Annotated in this window: 18 protein-coding genes; 14 read left to right on the top strand and 4 right to left on the bottom strand. The window is 70.9% G+C overall.

All coding sequences use genetic code 11. The features are described from left to right. Positions 1-9 precede the first annotated feature (9 nt). From AAHB17_RS15685 to AAHB17_RS15635, 11 genes are all read left to right on the top strand, one after another. Complete coding sequence (locus tag AAHB17_RS15685) at positions 10-1,029, top strand: DctP family TRAP transporter solute-binding subunit (protein WP_342131572.1); 1,020 nt, start codon at positions 10-12, stop codon at positions 1,027-1,029. A 236-nt stretch (positions 1,030-1,265) separates the two neighbouring features. Continuing rightward, positions 1,266-2,615, top strand: a complete 1,350-nt coding sequence (locus tag AAHB17_RS15680) for a dicarboxylate/amino acid:cation symporter (RefSeq protein ID WP_342131571.1) — start codon at positions 1,266-1,268, stop codon at positions 2,613-2,615. Positions 2,616-2,660: 45 nt separating this feature from the next. Continuing rightward, entirely contained in the window at positions 2,661-4,238 is a 1,578-nt protein-coding gene (locus AAHB17_RS15675; protein ID WP_342131570.1) for an MFS transporter, read from the top strand. A 112-nt stretch (positions 4,239-4,350) separates the two neighbouring features. Then, complete coding sequence (locus tag AAHB17_RS15670; protein WP_342131569.1) at positions 4,351-5,568, top strand: CaiB/BaiF CoA transferase family protein; 1,218 nt, start codon at positions 4,351-4,353, stop codon at positions 5,566-5,568. Positions 5,569-5,600: 32 nt separating this feature from the next. Further along, a complete protein-coding gene (locus AAHB17_RS15665) occupies positions 5,601-6,374 on the top strand; it encodes an enoyl-CoA hydratase-related protein (protein WP_342131568.1) in 774 nt (257 codons plus the stop codon). Positions 6,375-6,554: 180 nt separating this feature from the next. Further along, positions 6,555-8,327 carry an acyclic terpene utilization AtuA family protein gene (locus tag AAHB17_RS15660; RefSeq protein WP_342131567.1) on the top strand — a complete coding sequence of 591 codons (1,773 nt, stop codon included), beginning with the start codon at positions 6,555-6,557 and terminating at the stop codon, positions 8,325-8,327. An 11-nt stretch (positions 8,328-8,338) separates the two neighbouring features. Then, a complete protein-coding gene (locus AAHB17_RS15655; RefSeq protein ID WP_342131566.1) occupies positions 8,339-9,301 on the top strand; it encodes a Bug family tripartite tricarboxylate transporter substrate binding protein in 963 nt (320 codons plus the stop codon). Continuing rightward, positions 9,301-10,086 carry a GntR family transcriptional regulator gene (locus tag AAHB17_RS15650; protein ID WP_342131565.1) on the top strand — a complete coding sequence of 262 codons (786 nt, stop codon included), beginning with the start codon at positions 9,301-9,303 and terminating at the stop codon, positions 10,084-10,086. The genes AAHB17_RS15655 and AAHB17_RS15650 overlap by 1 nt, the downstream gene beginning before the upstream one ends. Next, positions 10,083-10,880 carry an SDR family oxidoreductase gene (locus tag AAHB17_RS15645; RefSeq protein WP_342131564.1) on the top strand — a complete coding sequence of 266 codons (798 nt, stop codon included), beginning with the start codon at positions 10,083-10,085 and terminating at the stop codon, positions 10,878-10,880. The genes AAHB17_RS15650 and AAHB17_RS15645 overlap by 4 nt, the downstream gene beginning before the upstream one ends. Positions 10,881-10,969: 89 nt before the next feature. Beyond that, complete coding sequence (locus AAHB17_RS15640; protein WP_342131563.1) at positions 10,970-11,623, top strand: trimeric intracellular cation channel family protein; 654 nt, start codon at positions 10,970-10,972, stop codon at positions 11,621-11,623. Positions 11,624-11,638: 15 nt separating this feature from the next. Next, the gene (locus AAHB17_RS15635; RefSeq protein WP_342131562.1) at positions 11,639-12,022 is read left to right on the top strand and encodes a SirB2 family protein; all 384 of its coding nucleotides are present in this window, start codon (positions 11,639-11,641) and stop codon (positions 12,020-12,022) included. Positions 12,023-12,038: 16 nt separating this feature from the next. On the opposite strand, the gene AAHB17_RS15630 is transcribed toward AAHB17_RS15635, so the two are convergent. Further along, on the bottom strand, positions 12,039-12,920 hold the full coding sequence (locus tag AAHB17_RS15630) for a pirin family protein (RefSeq protein ID WP_342131561.1): 882 nt from the start codon (positions 12,918-12,920) through the stop codon (positions 12,039-12,041). A gap of 105 nt (positions 12,921-13,025) precedes the next feature. After that, positions 13,026-13,433: a DoxX family protein gene (locus AAHB17_RS15625; protein ID WP_342131560.1), complete on the bottom strand. Its 408-nt coding sequence runs from the start codon at positions 13,431-13,433 to the stop codon at positions 13,026-13,028. 93 nt (positions 13,434-13,526) lie between these two features. Here AAHB17_RS15625 and AAHB17_RS15620 point away from each other — a divergent pair, with 93 nt between their 5' ends. Then, positions 13,527-14,450 (top strand): LysR family transcriptional regulator, encoded by a 924-nt coding sequence (locus AAHB17_RS15620; protein WP_342131559.1) that lies wholly within the window; start codon positions 13,527-13,529, stop codon positions 14,448-14,450. A gap of 133 nt (positions 14,451-14,583) precedes the next feature. Here the strand turns inward: AAHB17_RS15620 and AAHB17_RS15615 are convergent, their stop codons facing one another. Further along, the gene (locus tag AAHB17_RS15615) at positions 14,584-15,015 is read right to left on the bottom strand and encodes a hypothetical protein (protein ID WP_342131558.1); all 432 of its coding nucleotides are present in this window, start codon (positions 15,013-15,015) and stop codon (positions 14,584-14,586) included. Between the two features lie 263 nt (positions 15,016-15,278). After that, a complete protein-coding gene (locus tag AAHB17_RS15610) occupies positions 15,279-17,045 on the bottom strand; it encodes a diguanylate cyclase (RefSeq protein ID WP_342131557.1) in 1,767 nt (588 codons plus the stop codon). A gap of 121 nt (positions 17,046-17,166) precedes the next feature. Between AAHB17_RS15610 and AAHB17_RS15605 the strand changes: the two genes are divergently transcribed. Both AAHB17_RS15605 and AAHB17_RS15600 read left to right on the top strand, forming a co-directional pair. Then, the gene (locus AAHB17_RS15605) at positions 17,167-18,507 is read left to right on the top strand and encodes an acyclic terpene utilization AtuA family protein (protein ID WP_342131556.1); all 1,341 of its coding nucleotides are present in this window, start codon (positions 17,167-17,169) and stop codon (positions 18,505-18,507) included. Further along, positions 18,504-18,863, top strand: coding sequence for an AtuA-related protein (locus AAHB17_RS15600; RefSeq protein ID WP_342131555.1), 360 nt, complete (start codon positions 18,504-18,506; stop codon positions 18,861-18,863). Before AAHB17_RS15605 ends, AAHB17_RS15600 begins: the two co-directional genes overlap by 4 nt. Positions 18,864-18,899 lie beyond the last annotated feature (36 nt).

Here is an 18,899-nt window from a genome sequence, read left to right as displayed (position 1 = left end):
ATAGTCGACATGCGCTCACCGCCCCCCTTGCCACGCCGCCACGCCCTGGCCCTGCTGGCGCTGCCCTGGTGCGCGGCGCCCAGGGCCCAGGCGCCCGCCAGCCCGGTGCTGGTGCGCTTCTCGCACGTGGTGGCGCCCGACACGCCCAAGGGCCGCATGGCCTTGCGCTTCAAGGCCCTGGCCGAGGCGCGCTCCCGGGGCCGGGTGCTGGTGCAGATCTACCCCGACTCGCAGCTCTATGGCGACGACGACGAGATGGAGGCGCTGCAGCTGGGCGCGGTCGAGCTGCTGGCGCCCTCGCTGTCCAAGTTCGGCAACGTCGGTGTGCCGGCCTTCGAGGTCTTCGACCTGCCGTTCCTGTTCGACGACCTGGCGCAGGTGCGCCGGGTCACGCAGGGCCCCATCGGCCAGGAGCTGCTGCTGCGCCTGGACCGCCAGCAGATGGTGGGCCTGGGCTACCTGGACAACGGCTTCAAGCACATGAGCGCCGGCCGGCCGCTGCGCACGCCGGCCGATTTCCGTGGGCTGCGCCTGCGGGTGCAGGCCTCGCGCGTGCTCAGCGGCCAGATGCGGGCGCTGGGGGCGCAGCCGGTGGTGCTGCCCTTTGGCGAGACCCAGCGCGCGCTGGCCGCCGGCGTGGTGCAGGGCGCCGAGAACCCGCTGTCCAACTTCCTCACCCAAGGCCTGGCGCCACTGCAGCGCGACCTGACGCTGACGCGGCACGGCTACCTCGGCTACGCGGTGGTCACCAGCCAGCGCTTCTGGCGCCGGCTGGCCGCGCCCGACCGCGAACTGCTGGCCGGCGCGCTGGCCGACGCCATCGACGAGAGCCACCGGCAGGCCGAAGACACCGAACGCCAGGCGCTGGAGACGCTGCGCCAGTTGCCCGGCGTGCGTCTGCACAGTGTCGACGCCCCTCAACGCGCCGCCCTGCGGGCGGCGGTGCAGCCGGTGTACGACGATTTCGAGCGCCGCGTGGGCGCCGATCTGCTGCGGGCCGTGGAACGCGCCAAGGCGCAGACGCCCTGATCGGGCGGACACGGGACAAGGGGCCGCCCCTCTTGCTCCCAGACCGTGGAGAGATGCCGGGCCGTCGCCGGGCCGCTCCCAAGGCGGCCCAGCCCCCTCGGGGGGCAGCGACCCGCGCAGCGGCGGAGCGTGGGGGGATCTAAGTACTTTCCCTACTGTTGAACGCCACAGTTGGCGGCGCGGGAGCCTCTGCGTATCGTTCGCCCCTCCCCTCGAACGACAACGGAGACAGCGCCATGTCCAGCCCCGCAACGGCCAAGAAGCCGCTTTACAAGTCCCTCTACGTCCAGGTCCTGGTCGCCGTCACCATCGGCGTGCTGCTGGGCCATTTCCAGCCCGAGCTGGGCGCGCAGATGAAGCCCCTGGGCGACGGCTTCATCAAACTGATCAAGATGATCATCGCGCCCATCATCTTCTGCACCGTGGTGGTGGGCATCGCCGGCATGGAGGACATGAAGAAGGTCGGCAAGACCGGTGGCCTGGCGCTGCTGTACTTCGAGGTCGTCTCCACCCTGGCGCTGATCATCGGCCTGGTGGTGGTCAACCTGCTGCAGCCCGGCACCGGCATGCACGTGGACCCGGCCACGCTGGACACCAAGGGCATCGCCGCCTACACCGCGCCGGGCAAGATGCAGGGCACGACCGACTTCCTGCTCAACGTCATCCCGACCTCGGTGGTGGACGCCTTCGCCAAGGGCGAGATCCTGCAGGTGCTGCTGTTCTCGGTGCTGTTCGGCTTCGCGCTGCACAAGTTCGGCGGCCGCGGCACCCTGGTGTTCGACTTCATCGAGAAGTTCTCGCACGTGCTGTTCGACATCGTCGGCTTCATCATGAAGGTGGCCCCCATCGGCGCCTTCGGCGCCATGGCCTTCACCATCGGCAAGTACGGCGTCGACTCGCTGTTCTCGCTGGGCAAGCTGATGGGCGCGTTCTACCTGACCTGCCTGCTGTTCGTGTTCGTGGTGCTGGGCCTGATCAGCCGGCTGCACGGCTTCAGCGTGTTCAAGTTCGTGCGCTACATCAAGGAAGAGCTGCTGATCGTGCTGGGCACCTCCTCCAGCGAATCGGTGCTGCCGCGCATGATGGAAAAGCTGGAAAACCTGGGCGCGCGCAAGTCGGTGGTCGGCCTGGTCATTCCCACCGGCTACTCCTTCAACCTCGACGGCACCTCCATCTACCTGACCATGGCGGCGGTGTTCATCGCCCAGGCCACCGACACGCCCATGTCGCTGACCCAGCAGCTGACCCTGCTGGCCGTGCTGCTGTTGACCTCCAAGGGCGCGGCCGGCATCACCGGCAGCGGCTTCATCGTGCTGGCGGCCACACTGTCGGCGGTGGGCGGCGTGCCGGTGGCCGGCCTGGCCCTGATCCTGGGCATCGACCGCTTCATGTCGGAAGCCCGCGCGCTGACCAACCTGGTGGGCAACGGCGTGGCCACGCTGGTGGTGGCCAAGTGGACCGGCGACCTTGACATGCAGCGCCTGCACCAGGGTCTGGACCACCCGACACAACAGGAGTCGCAGGACCCCGAGGCCATCCTGGACCTGCAGCAGGCCCACATGGCGGTCGCGCCCGCCCAGCGCTGAACCCCGCCCCGCGCAGGGGCCGGGCAGTGGGGCAATAATGTGCCCATGCCACCCTCCCCCTCCATCTGGAGCCCCCTGAAACAGCCCGCCTTCCGCGGGCTGTGGTTTTGCGGCGGCGCCTTCTTCATCGGCAACGGCATGCAGGCGATGGCCGCGGCCTGGCTGATGGTCGAGCTGACCGGCTCGTCCTTCCTGGCGGCGCTGGTGCAGACCGCCATCTTCCTGCCCATGTTCGTGCTGGCCCTGCCGGCCGGCGTGCTGGCCGACACCACCGACCGCCGCCGCCTGATCTCGGGCGCGCTGATCGCCCAGCTGATCGCCTGTGTGCTGCTGGCGCTGCTGGTGCTGGGCGGCTGGGGCGGGCCGGCCTCGGTGCTGTTCCTGGTCTTCGTCTGCGGCTGCTGCATCGCCGTGCTCACCCCGGCCTGGAACTCGTCCGTGGTCGACCCCGTGCCGCGCGAGGAATGGCCACAGGCCATCACCGTCATCAGCATCGCCTACAACGCGGCGCGCGCCGTCGGCCCCACGCTGGCCGGCCTGCTGTTCGTGCGCCTGGGGGCGGGCTGGGTATTTGCCGTGACCGTGCTGACCACCGTGGTCATGTGGCAGTCAACCCGCCGCTGGCCGCCACGCGCCCACCCGCCGTCGCGCCTGCCGGCCGAACGCCTGTGGGGCGGCACCTTGAGCGGGCTGCGTTTCGCCTGGCACTCGCGCATCATCCTGGCGCAGCTGGTGCGGGTGATGGCCTACGGCGCGGCCGGCTCGGCCCTGTGGGCGTTGCTGCCCTCCATCGCCCAGCGCATGGGCTCGGGCGCCGAAGGCTTCGGCCTGCTCATGGGCTGCATGGGCACCGGCGCGGTGTGCGCGGGCCTGGTGGTGGGACGCGTGCGTGCGCGTTTCGGGCTGGACGCCATCGTCGCCGTCGCCTGTGGCGTCTTTGCGCTGGTGCTGCTGCTGGCCGCCACGGTGCGGGTGCCCTGGATGATCTACATCGCCATGGGTTGCGGTGGCGGCGCCTGGATGACGGCCATGTCCATCTTCAACAGCGCCACCCAGGCCAGCGCGCCGCCCTGGGTGCGCTCGCGCGCCGTGGCCATGCACATGGTGGCGGCGCTGGGTGCCTACGCCCTGGGTTCGGCCTTCTGGGGCGCGGTGTCCGACCTGGTCGGCCTGAGCGCGGCCCTGGTCTCGGCCGCCGTGCTGATGGCCGCCGGCCTGCTGCTGGCCCGGCCCTTTCCGCTGCGCGTGGGCGAGGCCCACGAGGTGACCCAGGGCACGCCCTGGGACGAGCTGTTCATCGAGGCCGAACCCAGCCCCGAGGCCGGTCCGGTGGCGGTGGAGATGGGCTACCGCATCCGCCCCGGCAGCGACGCCGCCTTCCTCGACGCGGTCAGCCAGATGAAGGCCCCGCGTCGGCGCGACGGTGCCACCTTCTGGCGCGTCTACAAGGACCTGGGCGAACCCTCGCGCTACGTCGAACGCTTCATCGTCGAATCCTGGGCCGACTACCTGCACCAGCGCGCCCGCACCACCGTGGCCGACCACGCCCTCGAAGCCGAGGTCCGCGCCTTTCTGGCCGAGGGCGAGAACGTGGTGATGTCGCACTACATCGCGGAGCGGTGAGCCCGTTCCCTGGCGGCACCTTGACGCCGCCAGGGTAAACCCCATCCCGCAACCATCGCTGTCGGCCTACCATGCACCCATTAAACCTATCAATAGGTTTTTAGGTGCAAACTTGAACTCCACAGACAAACCCCGTTCCGGCCCGCTCGCAGGCGTTCGTGTCATCGACATGACGGCCGTGTTCATGGGGCCGTCGGCGACACAGATGCTGGCCGATCTGGGGGCGGACGTGATCAAGGTCGAGGCGCCTGGCGGCGATGTGGTGCGGGGCATAGGCCCACAAGGGGCGCAGGGCCTGGGGCCGCTGTTCCTGGGGCTGAACCGCAACAAGCGCAGCATCGTGCTCGACGTCAAGGCAGCCGACGGCAGGCAGGCCCTGCTGGACCTGCTGGCCGACGCCGACGTCCTGGCCTACAACGTGCGCCCACCCGCCATGCGCCGGCTGGGGCTGGACTTCGAGACGCTGGCGGCCCTCCACCCGCGCCTCATCTACGTCGGCATGTTCGGCTTCTCCGAGCGCGGCCGCTACGCCGGCCAGGCGGCCTTCGACGACCTGATCCAGGCCGCCTGCGCCCTGCCCCAGGCCGTGGGCCAGGGCAGCGGCGACATCCCGCGCTACGTGCCCTTCACGCTGGCCGACCGTCTGGTGGGCCAGCACGCCTTTGGCGTGATCTGCGCCGCGCTCTACGCCCGCGAAAAGACCGGCCGTGGCCAGCGCGTGGACGTGCCCATGTTCGAGACCCTGCTGCCCCAGGTGCTGGGCGACCACCTCTACGGCCAGACCTTCGTGCCGGCGCAAGGCGGCTTTGGCTACCCACGCCTGCTCTCGCCCGAACGCCGGCCCTACGCCACCCGTGACGGCCACGTGTGCTGCCTGATCTACACCGATCAACAGTGGCGCCAGTTCCTCAGCGCCATCGGCCAGCCCGACGCCTTCGCCACCGACCCGCGTCTGGCCAACATCGGCACCCGCACCCGCCACATCTCCGAGCTGTACCAGTGGGTCTCGGACGAGATCGCACAGCGCAGCACGGCCGAGCTGCAGGCGCTGCTGGCCGGCACCGACATCCCGGTCTTCCCCATGCACACCTTCGAATCGGTGCTGGACGACCCGCACCTGCGGGACATCGGCTTTTTCAACGAGCTGCAGCACCCGCAGGTGGGCACGGTGCGCAACACCGCCGTGCCCAGCGAGTGGTCGGGCACGCCGCCCGGCCCCGCCACCCCCGCGCCACGCGCCGGCGAACACAGCCGAGGCGTCTTGCGCGAGGCCGGCTACGACGAGGCCCGCATCGCCGCCCTGATCGCGTCCGGCGCCGTGCGCGAGTGAGCGCCCCCTGTTTCCAACCCGAGCCCCCGACCATGAGCACCACCCCCGAACTGCTTGAAGAACAACGCGGCCCCGTGTTGTGGCTGACCATCCAGCGCGAGGAGCGCCGCAACGCCATGAACCCGGCCGTGCTGAGCGGCATCGCCGCGGCCATCGCCCGCGTCAACCGGACCCGCGAGGCCCAGGCCATCGTCATCACCGGCGCCGGCAGCAAGGCCTTCTGCGCCGGGGCCGACCTGCAGACCGGACAGTCGTTCAAGTTCGACCATTCCGAGCCCACGCAGACCTTTGCCAACCTGCTGCGCCAGGCCCGCGCCAGCCACGTGCCCCTGATCGCGCGCGTCAACGGCGCCTGCATGGCCGGCGGCATGGGCCTGATGGGCATGTGCGACATGGCGGTGGCCGCGCGCCACGCCATCTTTGGCCTGCCGGAGGTGAAGGTGGGTGTGTTCCCGGCCCAGGTGCTCAGCGTGCTGGGCGACCTGCTGCCCCGGCGTGTGCTGACCGAGTGGTGCCTGACCGGCGAGCCCGTCAGCGCCGAGCGCGCGCACGCCGTGGGCCTGATCAACGGCGTGGCCGATGACGTGGACGAGGCGCTGCAGGCGCTGCTCGACCGGCTGCTGGACAAGTCGCCGGCCGCCATCCGCCGCGGCCTCTACACCATGAAACAGACCGAGCACATGACCTTCGAACAATCGATCGCCTTCACCGAAAGCCAGATCGCGCTGTTCGCGCTGAGCGAGGACGCGGCCGAGGGGCAGGTCGCTTTCCGCGAAAAGCGCAAACCCAACTGGACAGGCCAATGAACCTGCCCCCACGCTCATCACTTCGTGTGTTCGCTGCCCTCCCAGGGGGCGCTGGCCTCCCTGGGGGCGGCCCGGCGGGAGACCATCGATGAATCTGCCCCCACGCTCATCACTTCGTGTATTCGCTGCCCCCCAGGGGGGCGCTGGCCTCCCTTGGGGCGGCCCGGCGGGAGACCATTCATGACCCCAACCATACGCATAGGCGGCGCCTCCGGCTTCTGGGGCGACAGCGCCGTGGGCGCGCCCCAGTTGGTGCGCAGCGGCCAGATCGATTACCTGGTGTTCGACTACCTGGCCGAGCTGACCATGTCCCTGCTGGCCGGCGCGCGGCTCAAGAAACCCGAGCTGGGCTACGCCACCGACTTCGTGTCGGTGGCCATGAAACAGGTGCTGGCCGAGGTGGTGGAAAAGGGCATCCGCGTGGTCAGCAACGCCGGTGGCGTCAACCCGCAGGGCTGTGCCGACGCGCTGGCCACACTGGCGGCGGAACAGGGCATCGCGCTGAAGATCGCGGTGGTCACCGGCGACGACCTCATGCCCCAGCTGCCCGCCCTGCGCGAGGCCGTGCCCGCGGTGCGCGAGATACAAAGCGGCGCGCCGCTGCCCGACAAGCTGCTGACCGCCAACGCCTACCTGGGCGCGTTGCCGGTGAAGGCCGCGCTGGACGCCGGTGCGCAGGTGGTGATCACCGGTCGCTGTGTCGATTCTGCCGTGACGCTGGGCGTGTTGATGCATGCATTCGGCTGGTCGCCCGAACAGCACGACCTGCTGGCCGCTGGCTCGCTGGCCGGCCACATCATCGAGTGTGGCGCCCAGGGCACGGGCGGCCTGCACACCGACTGGGAACGCGTGCCCGACTGGGCGCACATCGGCTACCCCATCGTCGAATGCGCGGCCAATGGCGATTTCACCGTCACCAAGCCGGCCGGCACCGGCGGCCTGCTCACACCGGCCGTGGTGGCCGAGCAGATGCTCTACGAGATCGGCGACCCCACGGCCTACCTGCTGCCCGACGTGGTGTGCGATTTCAGCCAGGTGCGCATCGCGCAGGCCGGTGAACACCGCGTGCACGTGAGCGGCGCCCGCGGCCGCGCGCCCACGCCCCACTACAAGGTCAGCGCCACCTACATGGCCGGCCACCGCTGCTCGGCCCAACTCACCATCGTCGGCCTGGACGCGGTGGCCAAGGCGCGGCGCACCGGCGAGGCGGTGCTGATCCGCACCGGCGAGATGCTGGCGGCCGCCGGCCTGGGCCCCTACACCGCCCACCACCTGGAGGTGCTGGGCGCCGAGTCCTGCTACGGCCCACACGCCCGCGCCGAGGGCACCCGCGAAGCGGTGCTGCGCCTGACCGTGACCCACCCCCGCAAGGAGGCGCTGGAGCTGTTCGCGCGCGAGATCGCGCCGGCCGGCACCTCGTGGGCGCCTGGCACCACCGGCGCCAGCGGCCGGCCCACGGTCTCGCCCTCGATCCGGCAGTACGCCTTCCTGATGCCCAAGGCCAGGGTCGCGCCCCAGGTGCACGTCGACGGCCAGACCCTGGGCATCACCGTGCCCGCCGGTGAAGCGTTCACGCCCGCCGCGCCCGTCCCCGGTACCGACCTGCTGGCCGTGGGCGCCGACGCGGTCGAGCTGCCGCTCGTGCGCCTGGCCTGGGCCCGCAGCGGCGACAAGGGCGACACCTCCAACATCGGCGTCATCGCCCGCCGCCCCGAGCTGCTGCCGCTGTTGCGCGCCCAGCTCACGGCCGAACGCGTGGCGCAGTGGCTGGGCCACCTGGTGCAGGGGCCGGTGACACGCTTCGAGGTGCCCGGCATCCACGCCTTCAACTTCGTCTGCGAACAGGCGCTGGGCGGCGGCGGCATGGCCTCGCTGCGCAACGACCCGCTGGGCAAGGGCATGGCGCAGATCCTGTTGTCTATCCCCGTTCGTGTGCCCCCCCATCTCCTCTAAAGGACAACACCATGGACCGCCGTCAAAGCCTCGCCGCCCTGCTTGCCACCACCCTGGCCCCCGCCGCCTGGGCACAGGCCTTTCCCAGCAAGCCCGTCAGGCTGGTCGTGGCCTTCGGGCCCGGCAGCGGCAACGACCTCATCGCCCGCGAACTGGCGCGCTACATGAGCGAGTCCCTGGGCCAGCCCGTGGTGGTGGAGAACCGGCCCGGCGGCGGTGGCTCGGTGGGCACCGACGTGGTGGCCAAGGCCGCACCCGATGGCCACACCATCGGCCTGGGCACCAGCTCGCAGCTGGTGATGAACATCGGCCTCTACAAAAGCCTGCCCTTCGACGTCGAGCGTGACCTGCGCAACATCGGCCTGGTGTCGCGCACGGGCATGGTGCTGGTGGCCAGCACCCGCATGCCACGCACCCTGGCCGAGCTGATCGCGCTGGCCAAGTCGCAGCCCGGCAAGATCACCTACGGCTCGGGGGGCCCGGGCTCCATCAGCCACATCGTGGGCGAGGCCTTCGCGCGCGCCGCCGGCATCTCGCTGCTGCATGTGCCCTACAAGGGCAACGGTCCGGCGCTGGCCGATCTCGCCGGCGGCCACGTGGACCTGCTGTTCGACGGCTTCCTCTCGTCCAACCCGCTGTCACAGCAGGGCAAGGCGCAGATCCTCGCGGTCTCCTCGCCCCAGCGCAGCCCCATGGGGCCGCAGGTCCCCACCTTCGCCGAGTCGGGCCTGCCCGACTACCAGGCCTACACCTGGAACAACCTGTTCGCGCCCGCCGCCACGCCGCCGGCGGCGCTGGAGCGGCTCAACGCCGCGCTCAACCACGCCCTGGCCCAGCCCGGTGTGAAGGAGCGGCTGGCCCAGGGCGCGTCCGAAGCGCTGGGCCCCACCACGCCGGCCCAGGCCGACAGCTTCGGCCAGGCCGAACGCGCGCGCTGGGTGCCCTTCGTGCGTGGCCTCAACATCGAGATGTGATGCAGCAACGCGAACAGGACGTGGGCGTGGCGCAGTACGTGCGCCTGGCCAGCGTGCTGCGCCACCAGATCGCCCACGGCACGCTGCGCCCCGGCGACCGCCTGCCCACGGTGGCCGAACTCGCCAGCCAGCACGGCGTGGCCCGCATCACCGCCCGCCAGACCTATGGCCTGTTGGCGCGCGACGGCCTGGTGACCAGCGCGCGCGGGCGCGGCACCTTCGTCGCCGAGGGCGTGGCCAGCCGCGGACCGGCCGTGGACGCGCGGCTGCGCGCCGCCATCAACGACCCGGGCAGCGAGGACCTGCGCATGGAGCTGCTGGCACAACGCCGCCGCGAGCCCCTGCCCGAGGCGCTGCGCCAGGGCCACGCGGTCTACCCGGCCTACGACTTCGTGCGCAAGCGCCACCTGCACGGGGGCGAGGTCTTCTGCCTGGTCGAGATTTTTGTCGCCAGCGAGATCCGCGCCCTGTTCCCGCGCGGTGCCGAACGCCGCCACAAGATCGCCTGGCTGCTGAACCGCCACGCCGGCGAACGCATGCAGGATGTGCGGCAGACGCTGAGCGTGGCACCGGCCGACCTGACCCTGGCGGCCGAACTGGACTGCCCCTTTGCCACGCCCATCGCCCACATGACACGCCACGTGCTCGACACCGACGGCCGCGTGGTGCTGGCCGGCCGCTTCTGGTACCGGGGCGACCGCTTCGTCATGGACACCCACATCCCCTTCCACGTCTGGCAACAAAGCCCCGGCGTGGTCATCCCCGATTACCATCGCGCCCCATGAACCTCGAACTCGGCGACCACCATGTGCTCATCACCGGCGGCAGCAAGGGCATCGGCCTGGCCTGCGCCCAGGGTTTCCTGGCCGAAGGCGCGCGTGTCACCCTGGTGGCGCGCGACCTGAGCGCCCTGGCGGCGGCCCGTGCCATGCTGCTGGCCGGCGGCGTGGCGCCCGAACGGGTGGGCACCCAGGGCGCCGACCTGCGCGACCCGGCGCAGGCGCTGGCCGCGATCGACGCCGCCGAGGCCGCGCTGGGACCGGTGCAGGTGCTGGTCAATTCGGCCGGCGCCGCCCGCCGCACACCGGCCGACGAACTCACGCCCCAGGCCTGGGCCGACGCCATGCAGGCCAAGTACTTCACCTACATCCACGCCATGGACGTGCTGGTCAAGCGCATGGCGCAGCGGGAGGGCGGTGCCATCGTCAACGTGGTCGGCGCCGGCGGCAAGGTGGCCAGCCCCATCCACCTGCCCGGCGGCGCGGCCAACGCCGCCCTGATGCTGGTGACCGCCGGCCTGGCCAACGCCTATGGCGCCCGGGGCGTGCGGGTCAACGCGGTCAACCCCGGCCAGACCCACACCACGCGCCTGCAGCAGGGCCTGGAAGCCGAGGCCCGGCTCAAGGGCGTGGACACCGACGAGGCGCTGGCCCAGATCAACGCCCGCCTGCCGCTGGGCCGCATCGCGCGCCCCGAGGAAGTGGCCGACGCGGTGCTGTTCCTGGCGTCGGCGCGCGCCAGCTACGTCACGGGCGCCATCCTGTCCATGGACGGAGCACTCACCCCCATGGTCGTCTGAGATGGGCCCCCACGCTCCTCGCTGCGCGTGTTCGCTGCCCACCGAGGGGCACGGCCTGGCTTGGGGGCAGCCCGGCGCTGCGGCCTGACATGCCCCTGAACCCGCTCGTCACCCAGACGCTGTCGACGACACAGACCGCCATCGAGATCGCGGCCACGGCAGCCTTCGCCCTGTCCGGCATCGTCGAGGCGGTGCGCAAGCGGCTGGACGTGGTGGGGGTGACGGTGGTGGCCTTCGCCACCGCCTTTGGCGGCGGCACGCTGCGCGACGTTCTGCTGGACCGCCGGCCCTTTTTCTGGGTCGAGCACAGCTGGTACGCGTGGGCGGTGCTGGTGCTGTGCCTGGGCACGGGTGCCTGGCTGCGCAGCCACCACCTGGCGCCCACGCAGCAGGCCATGCAATGGCCCGACGCGCTGGGCCTGGGCCTGTTCGCCGCCAGCGGCACGCAGATCGCGCTGGCGGCCGGCATGCCGCCCCTGATCGCGGTGCTGATGGGGGTGATGACCGCCGTTTTCGGCGGCGTGCTGCGCGACATCGTGTGCAACGAAATCCCCTCGGCCTTCCGCGACCACCGGCCCTACGCCGTGTGTGCCTTTGTGGGCGGCTGGCTGGTGGTGGGCGCGCAGTGGCTGGGCCTGGCCGAGACCGCCGCGCTGGCGCTGGGCGCGGCCGGCGCCACCGCGCTGCGCCTGCTGGCCATGTGGCGCGACTGGCGGCTGCCGGGCATGCGCATCCACCGCTGAAAAGGTCTCCGCGCCATGGCCCTGCCCTACCTCCTGATCCGCGATCTGCACATCGCCTGCGTGACCCTGTCCATCACGCTGTTCGTGCTGCGTGGCGGCTGCGGGCTGGGCGGGGTGGACTGGCGCAGGCGCTGGCCGGTGCTGCGCTGGCTGCCGCACCTGAACGACAGCTTGCTGCTCGCCGCCGGCCTGACCTTGATGGTGGCCAGCGGCCAGTACCCGGGCCCGGCGCAGCCCTGGCTGGCGGCCAAGCTGCTGCTCCTGCTGGTCTACGTGGGTGCCGGCCGGCAGGCGCTGCGACCCGGCCAGCCACGCGGCAGGGCAGCGGCCTGGTGCCTGCTGGCGCTGGACACCGTGGGCAGCATGGTGGCCCTGGCCGTGACACGCTGGGGCAGCTGAGGCCCCGGCCCGGGCATCAGTGGGCGAACTCGCCCAGGCGCCCTTCGCGGAAATCGCTCACCGCCTGGTAGATCTCCTGCTGCGTGTTCATCACGAACGGGCCGTACTGCGCGATCGGCTCCTTCAGCGGCTGGCCCGCGATCAGCAGCAGTTTCGCGTCGGCGCCGGCCTCGATCACCACGCCGTCGGCTTGCGCGTCGTTGGCGAGGATGGCCATGCGCCCGGCCGGCACCGCCTGGCCCGCCACCGTGACCTCGCCCCGGTACACGTAGACAAAGGCGTTGTGGGTGGGCGGCAGCGCCTGCTCGAAGCGCGCGCCGGCCGGCAGGTGCAGGTCCAGGTAGGTCGGCCGCGTGATGTCGCGCGTCACCGCGCCCGCCACGCCGTGGCTTTCACCGGCGATCACCGTCACGTCCACGCCTTCGGCCGTGGTCAGCCGGGGCAGCTCGGCGGCCTGGAAGTCGCGGTACCAGGGCGCGTTCATCTTCTCGCTGCTGTGCAGGTTCAGCCAGAGCTGGAAACCCTCCATCACGCCTTCCTCCTGCTGCGGGATCTCCGAATGGATCACGCCCTTGCCGGCCGTCATCCACTGCACGCCGCCGTTTTGCAGCAGGCCCTCGTGGCCCGCGCTGTCGCGGTGCAGCATGCGCCCGGCGATCATGTAGGTGACGGTTTCGAAGCCGCGGTGCGGGTGGTCGGGGAAGCCGGCGATGTAGTCGTCCGGGTTGTCGCTGCCAAAGGCGTCCAGCATCAGGAAGGGGTCGAGCCGGCGCTGCAGGTTCTGCGTCAGCACCCGGTTGAGCTTGACGCCCGCGCCGTCCGAGGTGGCCTGGCCGGCAACCAGGCGCTCCACCGTGCGGGACAACGTGACGCGGCCGAGTTCGGTGTGTGTGCTCATGTGAATCTCCTTGTGGGTGAAACCAATTGGCGCCTCAAGGCGCCGCGTTCGGTGCGATGTGATGCCCCCGCCGGGGACGCCGCAGGCGGCGCGGGGGGTGCAAATTCAAGCCCGCCGGGCGTCCAGGCTCCAGGCGCCGGCACCGTGGGCGGCCAGGCTCAACAGGCCACCGGCGACCGCGATGTTCTTGAAGAACAGCAGCTGCTGGACAAAGGCCTGGTCGGCCGGCACGGCCCAGTAGGCGTGGAAGAAGAAGCTCGCGACCAGGGTGAAGGCGGCCAGCACCAGGGCGGCGATGCGGGTGCCGAAGCCGAACAGCAGGGCCAGGCCACCGGCGATCTCGACCACGGCGGCCAACGCGGCGCCCAGCGTGGGCAGCGGCAGGCCGACCGAGGCGATGTAGCCCACGGTGCCGGAAAAACCGGTCAGCTTGCCGATGCCGGCCGGCAGGAAGAGGGCGACCAGCAGCAGGCGGCCGACGAGGTCGAGGGTGTTGAGGGTGGGCTTGTTCATGGTGAATCTCCTGAAACGTGGTTGGGATGGACGTACTTTATGACGGACCAATCCACCTGAGAATCCCCTGATCTGGATATGATTGTTGCCATCATGGAACAATCAAACGATGTGGGCATCGACCCCAACGACCTGCTCATCTTCGCCAGCGTGGCCGAGCTGGGCAGTTTCAGCCGCGCGGCCGAGAAACTGGGCTGGCCCAAGTCCACCGTGTCGCGGCGTCTGGCGGGGCTGGAGCAGCGCCTGGGCGAACGGCTGCTGCTGCGCACCACGCGGCGCCAGACGCTGACCGAATTCGGCCGAGAACTGCTGGAACACGCCCGCCAGGTGGCCCTGGAGGTGGAGGCGGTGGCGGCCCTGAGCGAGCGCCGCCAGGCCGCGCCCAGCGGGCGGCTGCGGGTGTCCATGCCCAGCGACATCGCCAACGTGCTGCTGGCCGAATCGCTGGCGGCCTTCGCGGCCATGTTCCCCGGCATCACGCTGGACATCGACCTGTCGCCGCGCCGGGTCGATCTGCTGGGCGAGGGTTTCGACCTCGCCCTGCGCATGGGCCCGCTGCCCAGCGACGGCCTGCTGGCGGCGCGGCGCCTGACCGAGCTGTCCGCCGGCCTCTACGCCTCGCCCCAGTACCTGGCGGAATTCGGCCAACCCAGCCACCCCGAGATGCTGATGCAGCACCAGGCGGTGCGCATGCTGGGCGGCAACGGCGAGCCCATGCCCTGGACGCTGGCCCACGGCGACCAGCGCTGGGAAGGCCTGCCGCCCGGGCGGGTCACGGCCAACTCGCCCGAGCTGCTGATCCGGCTGGCGCGCGCCGGCACGGGCATCGCCGCCGTGGCCGACCACTTCGCCCAGCCCGAGGTGCGCCAGGGCCACCTGCGCCGGGTGCTGCCCGACTGGTGCCTGCCGAGCCAGACGGCATCGGCCGTGTTTCCCGGACGCAAGCTCATGCCGGCCAAGACGCGGGTGTTCATCGACATGCTGCAGGCCGCGCTGGGGACAACAACGCCCACATGAAGCGGCGCTGCGGACGGGTTGGGCATCCCGGCAGGGCAGGCGCACAAACGCCCACGGCGCCCGGGTGGCCGGCGCCGTGGGCGTGGACTGGCGGTGGGCGGTTCACGCCCGCCCCGTCAGCGAGGGGGTGCGATTACAGCTGGGCGGCGTTGCCGGTGCTGGCCACGCGGTCAGCGCGGTCAAAACGCTGGTACTGCGTCGGGAACATGTCGTTGAGCTTGTTGCCCACATCGCCGCTTTGCACGATGTCGCCCGTGCGCACGGCGCGGAAGTATTCGGCGCGGACCTGCTCGCGGGTGGTGCCCGAAGCCTGGGCCACGGTGGGCGCGGCCAGGCGGCTGGCGCGGTCACCGCTGGCGACCACTTCGCCGGCGGCGGCGGCACGCAGGTACTCGGCGCGCACGGCGTCGCGGCTGGTGTTGCTGGCGGCGGCCTGGACCGGGTGGCCAAAGTCGTTGACCAGGTTCAGGCCACGGTCGCCGGCTTCGGCGGCAACGGCGTTGCCGGCGGCCAGGGCGGCGAAGGTCAGGGCGATGGCGGTGGTCAGTTTCGAAGTCGTGTTCATGGTGTTTCCTTGAAGGTGTAGGGTGGTTCCTTCGGGCTTTGGAACGCCAGTCTTGCGTCTTGCTGCCCGTCTTCGGTGAGTCAGTGTTGGGTTCGTCTCATCGATGGGATGAACTGTATTCCGTCTGAATCACAAGATAAACAACCTCATGGCGAATGTTCTATTTCTAAAATAGCAAGAATAAAAGCCTTGAAAAACGATCGTCCGGCCCTGGCACCGGCTCAGGGCCTTGTTGGAGAACGCAACAGGCTTGGAGCAGGCCCTCAGGCCGGGACGCCCGCACGCACCAGGCGGTGTTTGCCGGCCTGCTTGCCCGCGTACATGGCGGCGTCGGCGCGCTTGAGCAGGTCGACCGCGGCGCGGCCGTCGGTGGGGGCCAGCGCATAGCCCAGGGTCAGCCCCACCTGCACCGGCGCCGCCTGCACCTCGAAGGGCGTGTTGAAGGCATCGCGCAGTTTGAGCCCCAGCTCGTGGGCGGCCAACTCGTCGGGCAGGCCCTCGGCCATCAGCACGAACTCGTCGCCGCCGACACGGGCCACGACGTCGCTGGAGCGGATGTGGGCACGCAGGCGCTGGGCCACCGCCACCAGCAGTTCGTCCCCCACGTCGTGGCCATGGCGGTCGTTGACCGGCTTGAAGCCGTCGAGGTCGAGCGCGAAGACCGCCAGCAGCCGCTGCGGGCCACACTGCGGCAGCGCGGCCGACAGCGCGGCGTTGAGGCCGCGGCGGTTGGCCAGGCCGGTCAGGGGATCGGTGTGGGCCAGCGACTGCAACACATCGCGCTCGCGCGACAGCTCGCGCGCCGCGCGTTCGACGGCTCGGGTGCGCAGGCCCAGCACCCGCATGAAGAGCAGCATGTCCAGCGTGGCGCCGAACTGGAAGGCGTGCAGGGTCCAGAAGTTCACCGGCATCCAGCCGCGTATGACCCCGATCACCACGCCGGTGGCCACCGCGTAGACGAACCAGGCGGCCAGGAAGGTCAGGCCGATCTCGTCACCCGCGCGGGCACGCCGGTAGGCGCCGCGCATGCCCAGCAGGGCCGGGGCCACGCCCAGCAGGGTCATCACGCCGGTGACGGTGCGGCTGGCCAGCAGGTCCAGCGCGTACAAGGTGGCCACCGTGGCGCACAGGGCGGCGCCGGCCCGCATGAGCCGGCTCCACCAGCGGGCCACGCCCGGGGCACGCAGCGAATGTTCGATGAACAGGAAGGAACCGCAGGCGGCCATCAGCGCCGCGAAGCCCCCCGCGTGCTGCTCCATCCAGGTCCAGCCTGGCCACAGGTAGCGGCTGCCCAGGCCGAACAGCAGCAGCGAGAACCACAGGCTGCCGGTGGTCAGGACCGCGTATTTCAGGAACAGGCTGTCGCGCAGCGTCAGCCACTGCGCCACGCTGTAGACCAGCAGGCACAGGGCCAGGCCGGTGAGCAGGCCCTGCAGCAGTTGTTCGTCCAGCGAACGCCCGTGGAACACGGCGGGCGGACTCAGGGTGATGGGCAGGACCATGGCACCGGCGGTCTGCACCCGCAACCACAGCTCGTAGCGACCGGCGGGCAGGTTCAGGTCGGTGGCCAGCGAGCGGCTGTAGAGCGGGCGCTGCGCCGGCGGCAGCAGGTTGCCCATCTGCGCCTGCTGCACCAGGGCGCCATCGCGCGTCAGGTAGAGCCGCACGTCGTTGAGCGGCGGGTAGTCGATGTCCAGCACCCGGGCGCCGGCGGCGGCCGAATCCACCTGCAGGTCCAGGTGCAGCCACACCGGCTCGGCCTGCAGGCCCAGGGTGGCGTGGCGGCCGGCCAGCGGCACAAAACGCTCGCGCTGGTGCCGCGCCTCGGTCCAGTCACGGGGCACGGTCTCGCCCTCGAAGCGGCTCAGGTGGGGCCACAGGGCCTGCGCCCGCGCGTCGGTGCCCAGCACCAACAGCGGCGCACCCTGTGCGCCGACCCAGGCCGGCACGCCCCAGCACAGCAGCAGCCACAGGCACCACCGGTGCAGCAGCCGTGGGGCGCGCGAAAACAGGGCGCGATGGGACGTCATGGCGGATGGGCGTCAGCGGGTTGAAGGCAAACGGCCATCATAGGCACACGGCCCCAAATGCAACAAGCCGCTGCAAAATGTTACGGTTGACCGCTTCAGCGCCACCTCAGGTGACACAGGCATGACCTTGCGCATCGGCGCCGGCGCCGGCTTTGCCGGCGACCGCATCGCCCCCGCCCGCGATCTGGCCGAACGCGGCCGGCTGGACTGCATTGCCTTCGAGTGCCTGGCCGAGCGCACCCTGGCCTACGGCCACCTGCAGCGCGCGGCCGACCCGAACAAGGGCTTTCACCCGCTGCTGGACAAGCGCCTGGGCGCGGTGCTGGCGGCCTGCGTGAAGAACGGCACCACCATCGTCACCAACATGGGCGTGGCCAACCCGGCCGCCGCCGGCCGCGCGGCCGTGGCGCTGGCGCAGCGCCTGGGCCTGAAACTGCGCATCGCCGTGGTCACCGGTGACGACATCACCGCCAGCGTGGTCCCGGGCACCTGGCTGCCCGAGATCGGCCAGACGGTGCAGGCGCATGGCCTGCGCGTGGTGGGCGCCAACGCCTACCTGGGGATCGAAGCCCTGCTGCCGGCGCTGGACGAACAACCCCACCTGGTGATCACCGGCCGGGTGGCCGATCCCTCGCTGTTCCTGGCGCCGCTGGTGCACCACTTCGGCTGGCGCCAGGACGACTGGGCACGGCTGGGCGCCGGCACCGCCGTGGGCCACCTGCTCGAATGCAGCATGCAGGTCACGGGCGGCTACTTCGCCGATCCGCCCCACAAGGTGGTGCCCGGCATCGCCCACCTGGGTTTTCCGCTGGCCGAGGTGCAGGCGGATGGCAGCGCCGTGGTCACCAAACTCGACGGCACCGGCGGCTTGGTGAGCGAGCTGACCGTCAAGGAGCAGCTGCTGTACGAGGTGCACGACCCGCGCGCCTACCTCACGCCCGACGTCAGCGCCGATTTTTCGCAGGCACGGGTGGTTCAGCAGGGGCCCGACCGGGTCGCCATCGCGGGCATCGTCGGCCGGGCGCGGCCGGCCCAGCTCAAGGCCATCGTCGGCTTCGACGGCGGTTTCCTGGCCGAAGGCGAGATCAGCTACGCCGGGCCCGGTGCGGCCGGCCGCGCACAGCTGGCGGCCGAGATCGTGCGCGAGCGCATGCGCGAGGTGCACGGTCACACCGAGGCGCTGCGGCTGGACCTGATCGGCCTGAGCGCCCTGCACGCCACCGCCTCACACGGCCTGCCCGCCCACGCCGAGCAGTGCACCGACGTGCGTCTGCGCGCCGCGCTGCGCACGCCCTCGCGCGACATGGCCGAGAACCTGCTGGAGGAAGTGGAAAGCCTGTGGCTGGGCGGCCCGGCCGGCGGCGGCGGCTACCGCGGCCACATCACGCCCGCGGTCACCACGCAACCGATTTACGTGGACCGCGACACCATCACCGTGCGCACCGAGCTGCTGCTGTCATGAACACCACCACCCACCCACCGCGCACCGTGACCCTGCGCGAGATCGCCTCGGCCCGCTCGGGCGACAAGGGCAACATCTCCAACGTCTCGGTCTGGGTCTACGACCCGCGCGACTACGAGGACGTCAAGGCCGGCCTGACGGTGGAGCGCCTGAAGGCCGCCCACCCCGCGCTGTGGCACGGCGCCATCGAACGCCACGAGCTGCCCGGGCTGCACGGGCTCAACTTCGTCTTCCACGAGGCGCTGGAGGGCGGCGTCAACGCCTCGCTCAACCTCGATGCGCACGGCAAGTCCTTCGGCTTCCTGCTGCTGGCCCTGCCCATCGCGCTTCAAGAACGGTCCAGAGCCTGTTCATGATCTGAACGAGGTCACGCAAGTGCCTTTTCGGGATGG

Origin of the sequence: Hydrogenophaga sp. OTU3427, assembly GCF_038440225.1 — a bacterium.
Lineage (GTDB): Bacteria > Pseudomonadota > Gammaproteobacteria > Burkholderiales > Burkholderiaceae_C > Hydrogenophaga.
The sequence above is the reverse complement of the archived record's forward strand: the minus strand, read 5'-3'. Positions and strand labels throughout refer to the sequence as shown.

Coding starts and splice junctions, on each gene's coding strand:
- AAHB17_RS15685 (WP_342131572.1), top strand. CDS start 10: ATGCGCTCACCGCCCCCCTTGCCACGCCGCCACGCCCTGGCCCTGCTG.
- AAHB17_RS15680 (WP_342131571.1), top strand. CDS start 1,266: ATGTCCAGCCCCGCAACGGCCAAGAAGCCGCTTTACAAGTCCCTCTAC.
- AAHB17_RS15675 (WP_342131570.1), top strand. CDS start 2,661: ATGCCACCCTCCCCCTCCATCTGGAGCCCCCTGAAACAGCCCGCCTTC.
- AAHB17_RS15665 (WP_342131568.1), top strand. CDS start 5,601: ATGAGCACCACCCCCGAACTGCTTGAAGAACAACGCGGCCCCGTGTTG.
- AAHB17_RS15660 (WP_342131567.1), top strand. CDS start 6,555: ATGACCCCAACCATACGCATAGGCGGCGCCTCCGGCTTCTGGGGCGAC.
- AAHB17_RS15655 (WP_342131566.1), top strand. CDS start 8,339: ATGGACCGCCGTCAAAGCCTCGCCGCCCTGCTTGCCACCACCCTGGCC.
- AAHB17_RS15650 (WP_342131565.1), top strand. CDS start 9,301: ATGCAGCAACGCGAACAGGACGTGGGCGTGGCGCAGTACGTGCGCCTG.
- AAHB17_RS15645 (WP_342131564.1), top strand. CDS start 10,083: ATGAACCTCGAACTCGGCGACCACCATGTGCTCATCACCGGCGGCAGC.
- AAHB17_RS15640 (WP_342131563.1), top strand. CDS start 10,970: ATGCCCCTGAACCCGCTCGTCACCCAGACGCTGTCGACGACACAGACC.
- AAHB17_RS15635 (WP_342131562.1), top strand. CDS start 11,639: ATGGCCCTGCCCTACCTCCTGATCCGCGATCTGCACATCGCCTGCGTG.
- AAHB17_RS15630 (WP_342131561.1), bottom strand. CDS start 12,920: ATGAGCACACACACCGAACTCGGCCGCGTCACGTTGTCCCGCACGGTG.
- AAHB17_RS15625 (WP_342131560.1), bottom strand. CDS start 13,433: ATGAACAAGCCCACCCTCAACACCCTCGACCTCGTCGGCCGCCTGCTG.
- AAHB17_RS15620 (WP_342131559.1), top strand. CDS start 13,527: ATGGAACAATCAAACGATGTGGGCATCGACCCCAACGACCTGCTCATC.
- AAHB17_RS15615 (WP_342131558.1), bottom strand. CDS start 15,015: ATGAACACGACTTCGAAACTGACCACCGCCATCGCCCTGACCTTCGCC.
- AAHB17_RS15610 (WP_342131557.1), bottom strand. CDS start 17,045: ATGACGTCCCATCGCGCCCTGTTTTCGCGCGCCCCACGGCTGCTGCAC.
- AAHB17_RS15605 (WP_342131556.1), top strand. CDS start 17,167: ATGACCTTGCGCATCGGCGCCGGCGCCGGCTTTGCCGGCGACCGCATC.
- AAHB17_RS15600 (WP_342131555.1), top strand. CDS start 18,504: ATGAACACCACCACCCACCCACCGCGCACCGTGACCCTGCGCGAGATC.